Here is a 16,099-nt window from a genome sequence, read left to right as displayed (position 1 = left end):
CAACTCACCCCGGAGCCGGTCCACTTCCCCCAACCTCACTCCGGGAAGCTGCCCACGAACAGCCGAGATCACTCAACGTAACGAAGCACTACTAGCCCCGTGACCTGTCGCCGTGGGTCTGCGCCGCTCCCCTCCGGGGAACTCGGGCGGGAGCGTTGCGCCGCGAAGCAGTCCCGTGGACGGGGTGCGCCTCACGGCTGAGTGGTGCGGGGCGCCGAGGCGGGGGCGGGGGTGGGTGCGACGGACCACCGGGGCGGGTGGGTGGGGAGCTGGCGCCGCCGGAACCGGGGCCTCGGTGGGGGCGTGGCGGTGCCCGGAACCGGGGCCTCGGTGGGGGCGTGGCGGTGCCCGGAACCGGGGCGGGGGTCAGGAGTTGGCGGCGCCTGGGACCGGGGCTCGGACGTGGCGCCGTTCAGGCCCGCGCAGCACCCCGTACCGCCCGCACCAGCGCCTGCGCCCGCGGGTCCGCCGTTACTCCCTTGTTCATGCCGTTCGTCACGTAGCCGAAGGCCAGGCCCGACTCCGGGTCCGCGAAGCCGAGGGCGCCGCCGCGGCCGGGGTGGCCGAAGGAGGCGGGGGACAGGAGCGGGGACGCGCCGCCGTGCAGCATGTAGCCGAGGCCGAAGCGGGTGCTGACGACCAGGACGCGGTCGGGGCCCGCGGACGCCTCGGTGCGGGCGAGCTCGACCGTCTCGGGGGTGAAAAGGCGCCGCCCGCCCGGCACTTCACCGATCAGCGCCGCGTAGAAGCGCGCGAGCCCGTCCGCCGTGGCCACGCCGTTGGACGCGGGCAGCGCCGCCGCCCGGTACGCGGCGTCGTTCTCGTCCGGCACGGGATCGATCGCGCCGAACGCGCGACGGGTCAGCGATCCGGGGTCCTCGTACGCCTCGGACACGTTCCGCTTGGGGCGGACCCGCAGGCCACCCGGCGCCGGGGGCGGGTCGATGCGGCCCAGGCGACCGGCCCGCGCCGCCTCCGCTCGTGGCAGTCCGACCCAGAGGTCGAGGTCGAGCGGACCGGCGATCTCCGCCGCGATCCACTCCCCCACCGGCCGCCCCGTCACGCGCCGCACCAGCTCGCCGGTGAGCCAGCTGTACGTCTGCGCGTGGTAGCCGTGGTCCTCGCCCGGCTCCCAGGCGGGGGCCTGCGCCGCGACGACCGCGGCGGCGAGGTCCGGGTCGAGCGCCTCGGCGGGCGTCAGCGGGCGGTCCAGGGCGGGGACGCCCGCGCGGTGCGCGAGGACGTGCCGGACCAGGACCCGCTCCTTGCCGCGCGCCTTGAACTCCGGCCAGTACGCGCCGACCGGCGCGTCCAGGTCCAGCCGGCCGCGCTGGTGCAGCAGGAGCAGCGCGGCCGCCGCCACGCCCTTGGTGGCCGAGCGGACGATCTGCGCGGTGCCGTGCTCCCAGGGCGCGTCACCCGCGCCGAGGTCCCCGTCGACGTCCTTCGCGCCGCCCCACAGGTCCACGACCTGCCGCCCGTCGCGGTACACGGAGACCGCGGCGCCGCGCTCCCCGCGCTCGCCGAAGTTGCGTACGAAGGCGTCCCGGACCGGCTCGAACCCGGCCGCCACCGTGCCGTGCACCCCGCCGTCCTGAACCTCACCCATGACATCGCTCATGAAAAGGTCAACAGCCCTTACCGACCATCGATTCCCTAGTTGCCCGCCCTCACCGTCTTCGGATCGAAGCCGAAGGGCAGTTCCAGGCGGTGTGCGCTCATCAGGTCGTCGTCGGAGAGCAGCTCGCCCGTCGGCCCGTCGGCCGCGATGACGCCCTCGCTGAGGATGAGGGCGCGGGGGCAGAGCTCCATGGCGTACGGCAGGTCGTGCGTGACCATCAGGACCGTCACGTCCAGGGACCGCAGGATGTCGGCCAGCTCGCGCCGCGAGGCCGGGTCCAGGTTCGAGGACGGCTCGTCCAGGACCAGGATCTCCGGCTCCATCGCGAGCACCGTCGCGACCGCCACCCTGCGCCGCTGCCCGAAGGAGAGGTGGTGCGGCGGCCGGTCCGCGAACTCCGCCATGCCGACCCGGGAGAGCGCCTGCTGAACGCGCGCCTCCAGCTCCGGCCCGCGCACCCCCGCCGCCGCGGGCCCGAACGCCACGTCCTCGCGCACCGTCGGCATGAAGAGCTGGTCGTCCGGGTCCTGGAAGACGATGCCGACCCGGCGCCTGATCTCCGCCATGTGCCGCTTGCCGACGGGCAGTCCGGCCACGGTGACCGTCCCCGCGCCGCCGGTCAGGATGCCGTTCAGGTGCAGTACGAGGGTCGTCTTGCCCGCGCCGTTCGGCCCGAGCAGGGCGACGCGCTCGCCGCGCCCGACGGTGAGGTCGACGCCGAAGAGCGCCTGGTGCCCGTCGGGGTAGGCGAAGGCCAGTCCGGCCACTTCCAGCGAGGGCGCGGCAGGGGGTGCGGTAGTCACAGGGTCCATCCCAACAGGCATACGGCGAGTGCGGTCAACGGCAGGGCCAGCGCGTAGGTCCACTGCGCCCGGGAGGCCGCCACCTCGTCGATGACCGGCATCGACCCGGCGTATCCGCGGCTGACCATGGCCAGGTGCACGCGCTCGCCCCGCTCGTACGAGCGGATGAAGAGCGCGCCCGCGGACTTGGCGAGGACGCCCCACTGCCGCACGCCCCGCGCCTCGAATCCGCGCGACTCCCGGGCGATCTTCATGCGGCGCATCTCGTCCGTGATGACGTCGCCGTACCGGATCATGAACGAGGCGATCTGGACCAGGAGCGGCGGCAGCTTCAGCCGCTGGAGTCCGAGGAGCAGGGCGCGCAGCTCGGTCGTGGCGGCGAGCAGCACGGAGGCGGCGACGCCCAGCGTGCCCTTGGCCAGGACGTTCCAGGCGCCCCAGAGGCCGTTGACGCTGAGGGAGAGGCCGAGCACGTCGACGCGGTCTCCCTGGGCGACGAACGGCATGAGCACGGCGAACGCCACGAACGGGATCTCGATCAGCAGCCGCTTCAGCAGGAAGCCGGCCGGGATGCGGGCGGCGGACGCGACGACGCCGAGCAGCACCGCGTAGAGGGCGAAGGCCCACATCGCCTCGCGCGGGGTGGAGACCACGACGATCACGAAGCAGAAGACGGCCGCGAGCTTGGTGTGCGGGGGCAGCGCGTGCACCGGCGAGCCGCCCCGGCGGTAGAGCCGGTGGGCGTGGCCCGCACCCATGTCAGGCCCTCTCGGAGGCGCGGGCCCCGGACGCGTCGGAGGTCGCCCCGGGCGCGTCGGTGGTCGTCCCGGACGCGTCGGTGGTCTCGGCTGCGTCCGGCGTCCCGGGCACGGCGGTCGCCGACGCGTCACCCGTACGGCGCCTGCGCAGCGCCCAGAACACGGCCGACCCGGCGACGACCGTGACGCCCACGCCGATCACCCCGGCGAGACCGCCGGAGATACGCGCGTCGGTGATGTCCTTGACCCCGTAGTCGGCCAGCGGCGAGTCCGCGGTGGCGTGGTCCTCGGCCTTCTCGTCGATGCCCTTGTCGTGGGCGACCTTCTCCAGGCCGTCGGGGTCGGCCGACGCGTAGAAGCTGACGAAGCCCGCGAGGACGAGCGAGGTGACGATGCCCGCGATCCACACCGGGCGGGTGGACCGGGCGGAACGAGCGGCGAGCGGCACCGGTTCGGCGTCCGGCGCGTCCACCAGTTCCCCGCCGACGCGCAGCTTCAGCGGCCGGGCCAGGCCGCGGGCCCCGTACACCAGGTCCGGCCGTACGGCGATGACGGCGCCGACGGTGAGCGCGGTGATCGCGGCCTCGCCGATGCCGATGAGGACGTGTACGCCGACCATGGCGGTGGCGACCTTGCCGATGGAGACGTCGGTCGTACCGCCGATGGCGTAGATGAGGGTGAAGGCGACCGCGGCGGCGGGCACGGAGAGCAGTGCCGCGGTGAAGGAGGCGACGGTCACCGAGCGGCGGCCGCGGGGCAGCACCTTCACCAGACCGCGGAAGACGGCGTAGGCGACGACGGTGGTGACGATCGCCATGTCGGAGATGTTCACGCCGAGCGCGGTGAGGCCGCCGTCCGCGAAGAGCACGCCCTGCATGAGGAGCACGACGGAGACACAGAGCACCCCGGTGAAGGGGCCGACGAGGATCGCGGCGAGCGCGCCGCCGAGCAGATGTCCGCTGGTCCCGGCCGCGACGGGGAAGTTCAGCATCTGTACGGCGAAGATGAAGGCCGCGACCAGACCGGCGAGCGGCGCGGTCCGCTCGTCCAGCTCCCGCCGCGCGCCCTTGAGGCTGACGGCCACGGCACCGGCCGCGACGACGCCCGCGGCAGCGGACACCGGGACATTGATGAACCCGTCGGGGACATGCATGAGCTCGCTCCTGGGCAGGGGCCCTGGACAGGGCAGATCGCTCGTGACGCTCGTGAACCGTTCAATGATAGTGCCTTGTTGCAAACGGTTTGCAAGAGCGCTGCGGTCCCGAATCGGCTACGCCCCCTCGCGGCGGATCGCCGGACATATGGGACATTAGTGAGGAAGGGCCCGACGAAGTGCCCGGTGGGAAGAGGAGTTCGGTGATGTCCGCAGTCGAGCAGTACGCACGCGCCCACCTCGTCACGGACTCCTCCGAGGGCCACCGCGCCGTCCCCGTCATGCTCCACTACGACGCGGAGGCCGACCCGCACGCGGTGCGGATCGGCCTCCCCGGCTCCCCCCACCGGGTCCTCGCCCGGCATCTCCTTGAGCAGGGCCTGCTGGCCCCGGTCACCTCCGGCGACGTCCAGGTCTGGCCGTGCGGCCGGGTCCAGACCGTCCTGGAGTTCCACGACCGGGACGGGGTGACGGTCGTCCAGTTCGACGCGTCGGCGCTGATCCGCTTCCTGCGCCGCACCTACGCGGCCGCCACCCCGGTCACCCATTAGGCCCAGGGCCTCCCGGGCGGTGTGTCTCAGACCCGCGCGGGCTCCCGGTCCGCGTCCGCGGACCCGGCACCCCTCTCCGCCTCGGTACGCAGCCCCTCGCCCTCGACGTCCACGTTCGGCAGCGCGCGGTCCAGCCACTTCGGCAGCCACCACGCCTTCCTGCCGAGCAGCGCGAGCACCGCGGGCACCAGCGCCATGCGGACCACGAACGCGTCGAAGAAGACGGCGATCGCGAGGCCGAAGCCGATCATCTTCACCATCTGTTCGGACGAGCCGATGAACCCGGCGAACACCGCGATCATGATGACCGCCGCCGCCGAGACCACCCGGGCCCCGTGCCGGAAGCCGGTCACGATCGCCTGTCCCGGCCGCTCCCCGTGGACGTACGCCTCGCGCATCCGGGTCACGAGGAAGACCTCGTAGTCCATCGCGAGGCCGAAGACCACGCCCACCATGAAGATCGGCATCATCGACATGATCGGGCCGGTCTGCTCCACGCCGAAGAGCGAGCCCAGCCAGCCCCACTGGAAGACCGCGACGACCGCGCCGAGGGCCGCGAGGACCGAGAGCAGGAAGCCGAGGGCCGCCTTGAGCGGGACCAGGATCGAGCGGAAGACGATGATCAGGAGCAGGAACGCGAGGCCCACGACCAGCGCCAGGTAGGGCAGCAGGGCGTCGTTGAGCTTCTGCGAGACGTCGATGTTCATGGCCGTGGTGCCGGTGACCATGATGTCGGCGCCGGTGTCGGACTTGATCTGCGCGCCGGTGTCGCGGATCGAGTGGACCAGGTCCTCGGTCTCGACGCCGCTGGGCTTGGAGGACGGCACGACGCTGATGATCGCGGTGTCGCCCGCCTTGTTGAACATCGGCGGGGCGACGTTCAGGACGTCGTCCAGCTTGGAGATCGTCTTCTTGATCTCGCCGGCCGCGGCCTTCGGGTCGTCGGCGCCTTCGAGGTCGCCCACGACCATCAGCGGACCGTTGAAGCCGGGGCCGAAGCCGTCGGAGACCAGGTCGTACGCCTTGCGCTGGGTCGTGGACGTCGGCTGTGCGCCGTCGTCGGGGAGACCGAGTTCGAGCTGCGAGACCGGCAGGGCCGCGGCGCCGAGGCCCACGATGCCGACGAGCAGCACGGCGACCGGGCGGCGGACCACGAAGCGGGCCCAGCGGGTGCCCATGTTCTGCTTCGGCTCGCCGCCGTTCTCCGCGGCGGCCTTCTGCGCGCCCGCCTTCTTCGCGCCGCCGCCGAACAGCCTGCTCTTCTCGCCCATCGGCATGACCCGCTTGCCCGCGTAGCCGAGCAGCGCCGGGATGAGCGTGAGGGCGATGAGGACGGCGATGACGACCGTACCGGCCGCGGCGAAGCCCATCTTGGTGAGCATCGGGATGTTGACCACGGCGAGGCCGACCAGGGCGATCACCACGGTGAGCCCGGCGAAGACGACCGCCGAGCCCGCGGTGCCGACGGCGCGGCCCGCCGCTTCCTCGCGGTCGCGGCCGTCGGCGAGTTCGCCGCGGTAGCGCGAGACGATGAAGAGCGCGTAGTCGATGCCGACCGCGAGGCCGATCATCATGGCGAGCGTCGACGTGGTGGTGCCGAGGTCGAGCGCGTTGGCGAGCGCGGTGATCGACGAGACGCCGATGCCGACCCCGATCAGCGCGGTGAGCAGCGGCAGACCGGCCGCGATCAGCGAGCCGAAGGTGATGACGAGGACGACCGCCGCGATGGCGATGCCGATGATCTCGGTGGCCCCGGTCTCCGGCATGGCCTGCAGCGCGTCGCCGCCGACCTCGACCGTGAGCCCGGACTCGCGCGCCCGGTCGGTGGTCTTCTCCAGCGCGTCCCGGTCCTCGTCGGTCAGCTCCATCGAGGTGACCTTGTACGAGACGGAGGCGTACGCCGTGGAGCCGTCCTTGCTGACGGTCTTGGCCACGAAGGGGCTGTCCGCGCGGGCCACCTGGTCCGAGCCGGACTTCAGGGCGGCGACGGTCTTGTCGATCTCGGCCTTGTTGGCCTTGTCGGTGACCTTCTCGCCGTCCGGTGCCTTGAAGACGACGCGGGCGCTCGCCCCGTCGGCGCTGGCCTCGGGGGCCCGCTTCTCCAGCAGGTCGAAGGCCTTCTGGGCCTCCGTGCCGGGTATGGAGAAGCTGCTGGAGGCGGCGGTGGGCGCGGACGCGGCGCCGACCCCGGCGAGCGTCAGGAGCGCCACCCATATGAGGGCGACGAAGTGGCGTCGCCTGAAGGCGAGCTTGCCGAGTTTGTAGAGGAAAGTGGCCACGAGGGCGTACTCCCGGTCAGGTCGTGTGGTCCGGATTGGGCAGGGGAGATCAGCCCGACGACGTGAGCGGTGCGCGTCAGGAACAGAGGGGGTGAGGGGGGCGGTCGGGTCAGATGCCGAGTGCGGGGAGGATCACGGCATCGATGTACGAGGCGAGGAACTCGCGGTCGACCGGGCGGTCCTCGATGAGGTCCCGGGCCGCGAAACCGCCGACCATCATGTGGACGACGAACTCGAGCGCCGGATTGTCCGGGGCGACTTCGCCGCGCTCCACCGCTCTGCGCAACAGGTCGTTCAGGCCGGTGAGCTCCGGCTCGATGAGCAGGTTCCGCAGCGCCTGGTGGAGTTCGGGGTGGTCGTGGACGGCATGGAACAGGCCCCGCATCAGCGCGGCGTCCTTCTCCATCTGGCAGTCGTCCGAGCGGGCCACCATCTCGTACAGGTCGCCGCGCAGCGAACCGGTGTCGATGTCCGCGAGGGACGTCGGCTTGTTGTGCCGCAGCGCCTTGGCGATCAGCTCCGGCTTGCTTCCCCACTGGCGGTAGAGGGTGGCCTTGCTGGACCGGGTGCGGGCCGCGACGGCGTCCATGGTGAGGGCGTCGTAGCCGACCTCGCGCAGCAGGTCGAGCACGGCCGCGTACAGCTCGGCCTCGCGCTCGGGCGTGATCCTGCTGCGTCGGGTCGTCGCCGTCTCCACCACGATCTCCACCTCCCTGCTCGAAAGTCGGAACGAAACGGTTTCGTACGCGACGACTGTACGCCCCGCGCCCAACGAAACGAAACCGTTTCGTACGTGTGCTGTGTCACCCCGTCTTTCACCCCCGGCACGAGTTGCCGCCGCCTTCGGGGCGGAAAAGCATGGTGAGGTGACCGACGCGCGCGACGATGCCCAGGACGACCGCTCCTACCTGCGATTCCCGCACCTCAGCGGCGACCGCCTCTGTTTCGCCGCCGAGGACGACCTGTGGGTGGCCCCCCTCACCGCGGAGGGCTCCCCGGAAGGCCGGGCCTGGCGGCTCACCGTCGACCGGACCAAGGTGAGCCATCCGCGCTTCTCGCCGGACGGCCGCCACATCGCGTACACGACCTGGCGCAGCCTCGATCCGGAGATCCACCTCGCACCGGTGGCGGGCGGCCCCTCGCGCCGCCTGACCTACTGGGGCAGCACCGACACCCGGGTCTGCGGCTGGTCCCCCGACGGCGACATCCTCGCCGTGTCCTCGCACGGCCAGCCCTTCTCGTACTTCTGCTGGGCCTACAGCGTTCCGGTCGACGGCTCCCCCGGCGGCAAGCTGCCCTGGGGCCCGGTCTGGGACATCGCGATCACCGACACCCTCGCCGACGGCGGGTGCGACCGCAAGACGCTGCTCCTGACGGGCAAGCCGCCGCACGAGCCCGCCGCCTGGAAGCGGTACCGGGGCGGCGCGACGGGCCGCCTGTGGATGCACGGCGAGCAGATCCTCGCCGACCTCGACGGGCACCTGGACTCCCCGATGTTCGTGTCGGGGCGCATCGCCTTCCTCTCCGACCACGAGGGCATCGGCAACCTCTACTCCTGCCTGCCCGACGGCACCGACCTGCGGCGCCACACCGACCACGACACCTTCTACGCCCGGCACGCGGCCGCCGACGGCACCCGCGTCGTCTACCAGTGCGCGGGCGAGATCTGGCTGGTCGACGACCTCTCGGCGGACTCCGTGCCGCGCCGGCTCGACGTGCGGCTCGGCGGTCCGCGGGCCGGGCGACGGGTCTACCAGGTACCGGCCGCGCAGCACCTCGACGCGCTCTCCGTGGACACGACGGGCCGGGCCAGCGCCGTCGTCGTACGCGGCTCCCTCTACTGGCTCACCCACCGGGACGGCCCGGCCCGCACCATCACCGACACCCCGGGCGTGCGGGTCCGCCTCCCCGAGATGCTCGGCACCAGCGGGCAGGTCGCCTACGTCACCGATGCCGAGGGCGAGGACGCCATCGAGATCGCCTCGCTGCCGCGGGCCAGCGGCGACCGCGCGCCGCGCAGACTCGCGAGCGGGCGGCTCGGCCGGGTCCAGGAGCTGGTGGCCGACCCCGACGGCAAACGCCTCGCCGTCGCCTCGAACGACGGCAGGCTGCTCCTGATCACGGTGTCCGACGGGGCGGACGGCGATACGGAGACGGACGGGCCTGAAAGCCCCGAAGGCGCTGAGGGCGCTGAGGGCGCTGGGAGTTCGGGCGCCCCCGGCAGCCCCGACGGCCCCGACGGCCCTCCCGACGATCCCCAAGGCTCCGACGGCGACGTCACCGAGCTCATCCGCTCCGTCAACGGACCCGTCCGCGACCTCGCCTTCTCCCCCGACGGCAGCTGGCTCACCTGGTCGCACCCCGGCGTCGGCCGCTCCCTGCGCCAGATCAAGCTGGCCCGCGTCGAGGGCGCCTTCGCCCGCACGGTCGTCGACGTCACCAACGGCCGCTTCGAGGACGAGAACCCCGTCTTCACCCGCGACGGCCGCTACCTCGCCTTCCTCTCCTGGCGCGGCTTCGACCCCGTCTACGACGTGCACACCGGCGACCTGTCCTTCCCGCTGGGCTGCCGCCCCTACCTCGTACCGCTGTCGTCGGCGACCCCGTCCCCCTTCGCACTGCTGCCCGACGGGCGCCCGGCGGCGGGCGGCCTCGACCCGGCCGACGGCGGCGGGGGCTACGGCACCACGACGGTGGAGGTCGAGGGCCTGGAGGCGCGGGTCACGCCGTTCCCGGTCGCCGCGTCGAAGTACTCGGCGCTGCAGCCCGTCAGCGGCGGCGGCCTGGTCTGGCTGCGCTGGCCGATCTCGGGCGCGCTCGGCGAGACCTTCGCCAACCCGGCCGACACCTCGGGCCGCCCCACCCTCGAACACTTCAGCATCACCAAGACGAAGAAGTCCCAACTCGTCGACCACCTCGACTGGTTCGCGCTGAGCGGCGACGGCACCCGGCTCGTGGTCGTCGACGAGGGGGACCTGAGCGCCGTGCCCTCCACGGAGGTGGGCGACGTCGACACGACCGTCTGGATCGACCTGCGCCGCATCCTGCACGAGGTCGACCCGGCCGCCGAGTGGCGCCAGTCCTACGACGAGGCGGGCCGGATCATCCGCGCCTACTTCTGGGACCCCGGCATGTGCGGCATCGACTGGGACGCGGTGCTCGCCCAGTACCGGCCGCTGGTCGAACGCGTCGCGTCCCCCGACGAGTTCGCGGACCTGCTGCGCGAGGTCCTCGGCGAGCTGGGCACCTCCCACGCGTACGTCTCCGCCGCCCGCCGCAACGAGGGCCCGCCGCACTACCAGCGCGCCATGGGCCTGCTCGGCGCCAACCTCGTGCACCGGGACGAGGGCTGGATGGTCAAACGCATCCTGCCCGGCGACTCCTCCGACTCCAAGGCCCGCTCGCCGCTGGCCGGAGCGGGCATCCGGGAGGGCGCGATCCTGACGCACATCGACGGCCGCCCGGTCGACCCGGTCACCGGCCCCTACCCCCTCCTCTCGGCGGCGGGCGGCACGACGGTCGAGCTCACCTTCCGCGCCGCGGAGCGAGACGGGCGCCCCCGGCGGGTCGCGATCGTCCCCCTCATCAACGAACGCCCCCTGCGCTATCAGGACTGGGTCGCCAAACGCCGTGAGGTCGTACGGCAGTTGAGCGGCGGCAAGTGCGGCTATCTGCACATCCCCGACATGGGCGGTTCGGGCTGGGCCCAGTTCAACCGGGACCTGCGCCTGGAGGTGGACCGGCCCGCCCTGATCGTGGACGTGCGCGGCAACGCGGGCGGCCACATCAGCGAACTCGTCGTCGAGAAGCTGACGCGCAAGATCATCGGCTGGGACCTGACGCGCAACGCCGAGCCCGTCTCGTACGCGTCGAACGCGCCCCGCGGTCCGGTGGTGGCCCTCGCGGACGAGGCGACGTCCTCGGACGGCGACATGATCACGGCCGCCTTCAAGCTGCTCGGCCTCGGTCCCGTCATCGGCCAGCGCACCTGGGGCGGCGTGGTCGGCATGACCGGGCGGCACCGGCTCGGCGACGGCACGGTGATCACGGTGCCGATGAACGCGGGCTGGTTCGACGCGTACGGCTGGGGCGTGGAGAACCACGGCGTCGCCCCTGACCTGGACATCCTGCGGACGCCGCTGGACTGGGCGGAGGGGCGGCACGCCCAGCTCGACGACGCGGTGCAGCTGGCGCTCGACCTCCTGGAGCAGAATCCGGCGGCCTCGGCCCCGGACCACTCGGACGTCCCCGACCGCCGTCGTCCACCGCTCCCACCGCGCTCCTGAAAGCCTCCCCATGATCGAAATGCACAGAATGTCGGCCCGTGTAAATCTGGTCGAGGCCCCATCCCCCCACCCACTACGGGAGTGAAACGCATGGGCATCAAGGACCAGTTCCAGGACAAGGCCAACGAGCTCGCCGACAAGGCCAGGGGCTCCATGGGTGAGAAGGGCGACGAGTCGCGTGACCGCGCCTCGCAGGCCCAGGACGAGGCGAGCGAGCGGTCCTCGCAGGCCCAGGACGCGGCGCAGGAGCAGCGGGACAAGTTCGACGGCGACAGCTGACGCCGCGCGGAACGTGAACACCAAGAGGCCCCCCGGGACGCCGGGCGGGCCTCTTGCCGTCGTGCGCCCCCTGGGGGCGTCAGGCGCCCGCCCGCGCCCGCTCGTCCGCGGAGCCGCCCGCGCCGACCAGGCCCGTCGAGACGCTGCCGAGCCGCGGCTCGAAGCGCCGCATCTCCCGCTGGCCCACCGCGCCGATGACGCCCGGGAGATAGCCGCGGATGCCCTGCATGCCCCGCAGCCACCACTGCGCGTACACGTGGCTGGAGCGCCGTTCGATGCCCGCGACGATCCGGTCGACCGCCGGGCCCAGCGGATACGTCTTGTTGGACGGCCACGGCAGCCTGGAGCGCAGCTCCCGCATCACGTCGTCCTGGTCCGCGCCCCGCACCATGTCCGTGTCGGTCCAGGACAGGTAGCCGACGCCGACCCTGACGCCCTTGTAGCCGACCTCGGCCCGCAGCGCGTGCGCGTACGCCTCGACGCCCGACTTCGACGCGCAGTACGCCGTCATCATCGGCGCCGGAGTGATCGCGGCAAGCGAGGCGATCTGCAGCAGGTAGCCGCGGCTCTCCATCAGGACGGGCAGGAAGGCCCGGCCCGTCACCGCGCTGCCGATGAGGTTGACCTCGATGACGCGGCGCCAGGCGTCCGGGTCGGACTCCAGGAAGGGCCCGCCGCTGGCCACGCCCGCGTTGGCGACGACGATGTCGACCTTGCCGAAGTGCTCCTTGACCTCTTGGGCGACCCGCGCCATCGCCACGTGGTCGGTGACGTCGGCGTGCCAGTGCGCGGACTCGGTGTGCAGCCGCTCCGACACCAGCTTCAGCTCGTCCGGCTCCAGGCCGACGAGGGCGACCTTCGCGCCGCGCGCCGACAGCTTGCGGGCGAGCAGCTCACCGACTCCGCGCGCCGCGCCGGTGACGACCGCGACCTGCCCTTCCAGGCTGACCCTGCTCATGCGCCCTCCTTGACCTGTACGTACGTTGCGACGAGTTCGTTGATCCGCGCGGTGACGGCCTCCGGCGCCTCGATGGGCGTCATGTGGCCGACTCCGGCAAGTTCGGTGAGGCCCACGCACTCCGGCAGCGCGGCCGCGATCCGCCGGGCGTGCGCGACGGGGGTGAGGCGGTCGACCGTACCGGCGACGACGGCGGTCGGCACCTTCAACGCGCCCACCTCGACGTCCAGTTGGAGCGATTCGAGGACGTGCGACCAGCCGTGGCGCACGATCCTCGGGCAGGCGTGCACGATCCGGGCGCACGCGTCGACCCGGTCGGGCGCGGCTCCGGGGCCCATCGTCGCGTACTTGAGGACGCGCCTGGCCAGCGGCGTGACGGGCCCGAGCGGCGCGCGCGAGCCGAGCACCGAGCGGGTGATCCTGGTCCGCACCCGCCCCGCCCGCAGCAGCGGCACCACCGTCGACTCGGCGACCAGCGCCGAACTCCCCGTGCTGCAGAGCAGCACCGCGGCGGTGTGCTCGCGCACCCGGTCCCGGCCGCCCGCGGCCATGATCGTCATGCCGCCCATGGAGTGCCCCACGAGCACGGCCTTCTCGTCCGGCGCGAGCGTCGCCGCCAGGACCGCCTCCAGGTCGTCGGCGAGGGCCCGCGTGCTGTAGCCCTCGGCGGCCGACGGCGCCGCGCTGCGCCCGTGCCCCCGCTGGTCGTAGGCGATGACACGGCGGTCGACGGCGAGGGCCCGTATCTGCGCGGCCCAGAAGGCGGTCGAGCAGGTCCAGCCGTGGGCGAGGACGACGGCGGGCGCGCCCTCGGGGCCGTGCACCTCGACGTGGACGCGGGCCCCGTCGGCGGAGACGGCGGTCAGTTCCCGGGTGGCGACGGGCGGCGCGTAGGGCCCGCTCGTCGCAGGGGTCGGTCGGCTCATGCCCCGGCCTCGGCCTTCTTCGTCCCCGGCTTCTTCTTCGCGCCGGGGCCGGGCACGGCCTCCAGCGGCTTCGGGGGCCGCAGCACCTCGTACTCGGAGAGGTCGACCCTGCGGGTCGCCGCCCGGAACTCGGTGGTGGTGCCGGGCCACACGGTGGTGTTGACGCCGTTCTTGTCGAGGTACCAGCTGTTGCAGCCGCCGGTGTTCCACACCGTGCGCTTCATCCGCTCCTGCACCCGGCCGTTCCAGGCACGCACGGCGTCCGGCCTGGCCGCGAGCGCGGCGCTGCCGCCGAGCACGTCCAACTGCCGCAGGTAGTCCGCCAGGTAGTTCAGCTGGGACTCGATCATGAGGATCATGGAGGAGTTGCCGAGCCCGGTGTTCGGGCCGATGATCGTCATCCAGTTGGGGAACCCGGCGGCGGTCGCGCCGCGCAGCGCGTTCATGCCGTCCTTCCAGGTCTCCATGAGCGTGAGACCCTCGTCGCCGACGACCCGGTCGGCGATCGGCATGTCCGTCACGTGGAACCCGGTGCCGAAGATGATCGCGTCGACCTCGGTCTCGGTGCCGTCGGCGGCGACGACGGTGCTGCCCCGCACCTCGGCCAGACCGCTCGCGACGACGTCGACATTGGGCTTGGCCAGCGCCGGGTAGTAGGTGTTGGAGAGCAGGATGCGCTTGCAGCCGATGCGGTACGTGGGCGTCAGCTTGGCCCGCAGCACCGGGTCCTTGATCGCCCGGTACATGTTCCGCTTGGCGATCTGCTCGACCATGCCGAGCTCGTTGGGCCGCTTGGTGAACGCCTGGACCTGCAACTCCCGGATGCCCCACAGGAGTCCGCGCCTGGCCTGCGTGGTGAACGGCAGCTGCTTGTGCAGCCAGCGCTCCACGCCGGTGATGGCCCGGTCCGCGCGCGGCATCACCCAGGGGGGCGTGCGCTGGAAGAGGGTGAGCCTGCCGACCTTCTTCTGTATCTCCGGGACGATCTGGATGGCCGAGGCGCCGGTGCCGATCATCGCGACGCGCTTGCCGCTCAGGTCGTAGTCGTGGTCCCAGCGGGCGGAGTGGAAGACCTTGCCGGGAAAGGTGTCGATGCCGGGGACGTCCGGGGTCTTGGGGTCGGAGAGGGGCCCGGTGGCGGAGACGACGACGTCGGCGGTGAGGGTGCCGTTGCTGGTCTCGATCTCCCAGCGCAGCTGCCCGGCGTCCCAGCGCATCAGCTTCACCTCGGTGTCGAGGCGGATGTGCGGGCGCAGCCGGAAGGTGTCGGCCACGTGCTCCAGGTACTCGCGGATGCGCTCCTGACCGGAGAAGGTGCGCGGCCAGTCCGGGTTGGGCGCGAAGGAGAAGGAGTACAGGTGCGAGGGCACGTCGCAGGCGCAGCCCGGATAGCTGTTGTCCCGCCAGGTGCCGCCCACCGCGCCGGCCCGTTCCAGGACGACGAAGTCGGTGATGCCCTCGCGGCGCAGCCGCACGGCGGCCCCGAGCCCACCGAACCCGGATCCGATCACCGCCACCCGTACGTGTTCGTACTCGCGCCCCTGCTCAGGGCTCCGCTCGCGCTCGGCCATGCCGCCGCCTCCCGAAGTACACGACTCTGCCAGTAACCACTGGCGCAATTCGGAGAGTAGAACACCCGCGTACTGATGGGTAGGGGTGGGAGCCAGGAAAGTTACCGGCGGTACAACATAGGCTTCTGACGTGGCAGACCAAGCAGAGCGACCGGCGGGCGGCGACGGCGGCGTCAGGGAGTACCGCATGGCGGAACTGGCGCAGGAGGCCGGCATCACCGTGCGCACCGTGCGCTTCTACCGCGAGCGCGGCCTGATCCCGCCGCCGCGCCGCGAGGGCCGCATCGCCTGGTACGACGAGCACCACCTGGCCAGACTGCGCACGATCGCCGCCCTCCTGGAGCGCGGCCACACACTGAACGGCATCGCCGAGCTCGCCGACGCCTTCGAGAAGGGCCGCGACGTCGGCGAACTCCTCGGCCTCGGCGAGCCGACCGAGGAGCAGCCGGTCCGCCTCACCCCCGAGGAACTCGCCGACCACTTCGCGGGCGAGGTCACCCCCGAGAACCTCGTCGCCGCCCTCGACCTCGGCTATCTCGGCACCGACGGCGACGAGCTGGTCCACATCAGCCGCCGCCTCCTGGAGGCCTCGTCCACACTGGTGCGCAAGGGAGTTCCGCTGGCCGCGGTCCTCGAAGCGGGCCAGCGCGTGCGCGAACACGCCGACTCGCTCGCGGAGCTGTTCATCACGGTCATGCGCGCCCACGTCCCCGACACCGCGGAGGTGGACATCGACCAGCTGCGCCCGCTCGCCAAGAGCGTGGTGGAGGCGGAGCTCTCGATGGCCCTGGACCGCCGCCTCAAGCAGAGCTGAATCCACGGGGGTTCAAAGACAGGCTCTCAGAGGTCGTTTTCACCTGGGGTATGCGGATATCTAGCTGTTTGCGGAGGGCGATGGTCTGGTGTCGATGGGG

The 16,099-nt window shown here is 72.2% G+C and carries 13 protein-coding genes; 4 read left to right on the top strand and 9 right to left on the bottom strand.

The genetic code is table 11. The features are described 5' to 3' along the window. Positions 1 to 412 precede the first annotated feature (412 nt). The 4 genes from ACZ69I_RS38880 to ACZ69I_RS38865 are packed head-to-tail and all read right to left on the bottom strand — an operon-like array spanning position 413 to position 4,335. Positions 413 to 1,609 carry a serine hydrolase domain-containing protein gene (locus tag ACZ69I_RS38880; RefSeq protein WP_470837239.1) on the bottom strand — a complete coding sequence of 399 codons (1,197 nt, stop codon included), beginning with the start codon at positions 1,607 to 1,609 and terminating at the stop codon, positions 413 to 415. A 47-nt stretch (positions 1,610 to 1,656) separates the two neighbouring features. Further along, a complete protein-coding gene (locus ACZ69I_RS38875) occupies positions 1,657 to 2,433 on the bottom strand; it encodes an energy-coupling factor ABC transporter ATP-binding protein (protein WP_470837237.1) in 777 nt (258 codons plus the stop codon). Further along, positions 2,421 to 3,182 (bottom strand): cobalt ECF transporter T component CbiQ, encoded by a 762-nt coding sequence (gene cbiQ / locus ACZ69I_RS38870; protein WP_467672333.1) that lies wholly within the window; start codon positions 3,180 to 3,182, stop codon positions 2,421 to 2,423. The genes ACZ69I_RS38875 and cbiQ overlap by 13 nt, the downstream gene beginning before the upstream one ends. Before the next feature lies 1 nt (position 3,183). Then, positions 3,184 to 4,335, bottom strand: coding sequence for an energy-coupling factor ABC transporter permease (locus ACZ69I_RS38865; RefSeq protein WP_470837235.1), 1,152 nt, complete (start codon positions 4,333 to 4,335; stop codon positions 3,184 to 3,186). A 206-nt stretch (positions 4,336 to 4,541) separates the two neighbouring features. Between ACZ69I_RS38865 and ACZ69I_RS38860 the strand changes: the two genes are divergently transcribed. After that, complete coding sequence (locus tag ACZ69I_RS38860; protein WP_467672337.1) at positions 4,542 to 4,886, top strand: SsgA family sporulation/cell division regulator; 345 nt, start codon at positions 4,542 to 4,544, stop codon at positions 4,884 to 4,886. A 26-nt stretch (positions 4,887 to 4,912) separates the two neighbouring features. Here the strand turns inward: ACZ69I_RS38860 and ACZ69I_RS38855 are convergent, their stop codons facing one another. Next, positions 4,913 to 7,165, bottom strand: coding sequence for an MMPL family transporter (locus ACZ69I_RS38855; RefSeq protein WP_470837234.1), 2,253 nt, complete (start codon positions 7,163 to 7,165; stop codon positions 4,913 to 4,915). 109 nt (positions 7,166 to 7,274) lie between these two features. Next, a complete protein-coding gene (locus ACZ69I_RS38850; protein ID WP_467672341.1) occupies positions 7,275 to 7,865 on the bottom strand; it encodes a TetR/AcrR family transcriptional regulator in 591 nt (196 codons plus the stop codon). A 166-nt stretch (positions 7,866 to 8,031) separates the two neighbouring features. Here ACZ69I_RS38850 and ACZ69I_RS38845 point away from each other — a divergent pair, with 166 nt between their 5' ends. Further along, positions 8,032 to 11,451: a S41 family peptidase gene (locus ACZ69I_RS38845; RefSeq protein ID WP_470837233.1), complete on the top strand. Its 3,420-nt coding sequence runs from the start codon at positions 8,032 to 8,034 to the stop codon at positions 11,449 to 11,451. A gap of 90 nt (positions 11,452 to 11,541) precedes the next feature. Further along, the gene (locus ACZ69I_RS38840) at positions 11,542 to 11,730 is read left to right on the top strand and encodes a hypothetical protein (protein ID WP_470837231.1); all 189 of its coding nucleotides are present in this window, start codon (positions 11,542 to 11,544) and stop codon (positions 11,728 to 11,730) included. A 79-nt stretch (positions 11,731 to 11,809) separates the two neighbouring features. Here ACZ69I_RS38840 and ACZ69I_RS38835 read toward each other — a convergent pair whose 3' ends face one another. The 3 genes from ACZ69I_RS38835 to ACZ69I_RS38825 are packed head-to-tail and all read right to left on the bottom strand — an operon-like array spanning position 11,810 to position 15,185. Beyond that, on the bottom strand, positions 11,810 to 12,688 hold the full coding sequence (locus ACZ69I_RS38835) for an SDR family oxidoreductase (RefSeq protein ID WP_467672347.1): 879 nt from the start codon (positions 12,686 to 12,688) through the stop codon (positions 11,810 to 11,812). Further along, a complete protein-coding gene (locus ACZ69I_RS38830; RefSeq protein ID WP_467672349.1) occupies positions 12,685 to 13,614 on the bottom strand; it encodes an alpha/beta fold hydrolase in 930 nt (309 codons plus the stop codon). The genes ACZ69I_RS38835 and ACZ69I_RS38830 overlap by 4 nt, the downstream gene beginning before the upstream one ends. Continuing rightward, positions 13,611 to 15,185 (bottom strand): flavin-containing monooxygenase, encoded by a 1,575-nt coding sequence (locus ACZ69I_RS38825; protein WP_470837229.1) that lies wholly within the window; start codon positions 15,183 to 15,185, stop codon positions 13,611 to 13,613. Before ACZ69I_RS38825 ends, ACZ69I_RS38830 begins: the two co-directional genes overlap by 4 nt. A gap of 187 nt (positions 15,186 to 15,372) precedes the next feature. Here ACZ69I_RS38825 and ACZ69I_RS38820 point away from each other — a divergent pair, with 187 nt between their 5' ends. Continuing rightward, on the top strand, positions 15,373 to 15,999 hold the full coding sequence (locus ACZ69I_RS38820) for a MerR family transcriptional regulator (RefSeq protein ID WP_389718183.1): 627 nt from the start codon (positions 15,373 to 15,375) through the stop codon (positions 15,997 to 15,999). The last annotated feature ends 100 nt before the right edge of the window (positions 16,000 to 16,099 follow it).

It is taken from the genome of Streptomyces sp. NPDC036815, assembly GCF_055609205.1.
The sequence above is the reverse complement of the archived record's forward strand: the minus strand, read 5'-3'. Positions and strand labels throughout refer to the sequence as shown.

Coding starts and splice junctions, on each gene's coding strand:
- ACZ69I_RS38880 (WP_470837239.1), bottom strand. CDS start 1,609: ATGGGTGAGGTTCAGGACGGCGGGGTGCACGGCACGGTGGCGGCCGGG.
- ACZ69I_RS38875 (WP_470837237.1), bottom strand. CDS start 2,433: ATGGACCCTGTGACTACCGCACCCCCTGCCGCGCCCTCGCTGGAAGTG.
- cbiQ (WP_467672333.1), bottom strand. CDS start 3,182: ATGGGTGCGGGCCACGCCCACCGGCTCTACCGCCGGGGCGGCTCGCCG.
- ACZ69I_RS38865 (WP_470837235.1), bottom strand. CDS start 4,335: ATGCATGTCCCCGACGGGTTCATCAATGTCCCGGTGTCCGCTGCCGCG.
- ACZ69I_RS38860 (WP_467672337.1), top strand. CDS start 4,542: ATGTCCGCAGTCGAGCAGTACGCACGCGCCCACCTCGTCACGGACTCC.
- ACZ69I_RS38840 (WP_470837231.1), top strand. CDS start 11,542: ATGGGCATCAAGGACCAGTTCCAGGACAAGGCCAACGAGCTCGCCGAC.
- ACZ69I_RS38835 (WP_467672347.1), bottom strand. CDS start 12,688: ATGAGCAGGGTCAGCCTGGAAGGGCAGGTCGCGGTCGTCACCGGCGCG.
- ACZ69I_RS38830 (WP_467672349.1), bottom strand. CDS start 13,614: ATGAGCCGACCGACCCCTGCGACGAGCGGGCCCTACGCGCCGCCCGTC.
- ACZ69I_RS38825 (WP_470837229.1), bottom strand. CDS start 15,185: ATGGCCGAGCGCGAGCGGAGCCCTGAGCAGGGGCGCGAGTACGAACAC.
- ACZ69I_RS38820 (WP_389718183.1), top strand. CDS start 15,373: ATGGCGGAACTGGCGCAGGAGGCCGGCATCACCGTGCGCACCGTGCGC.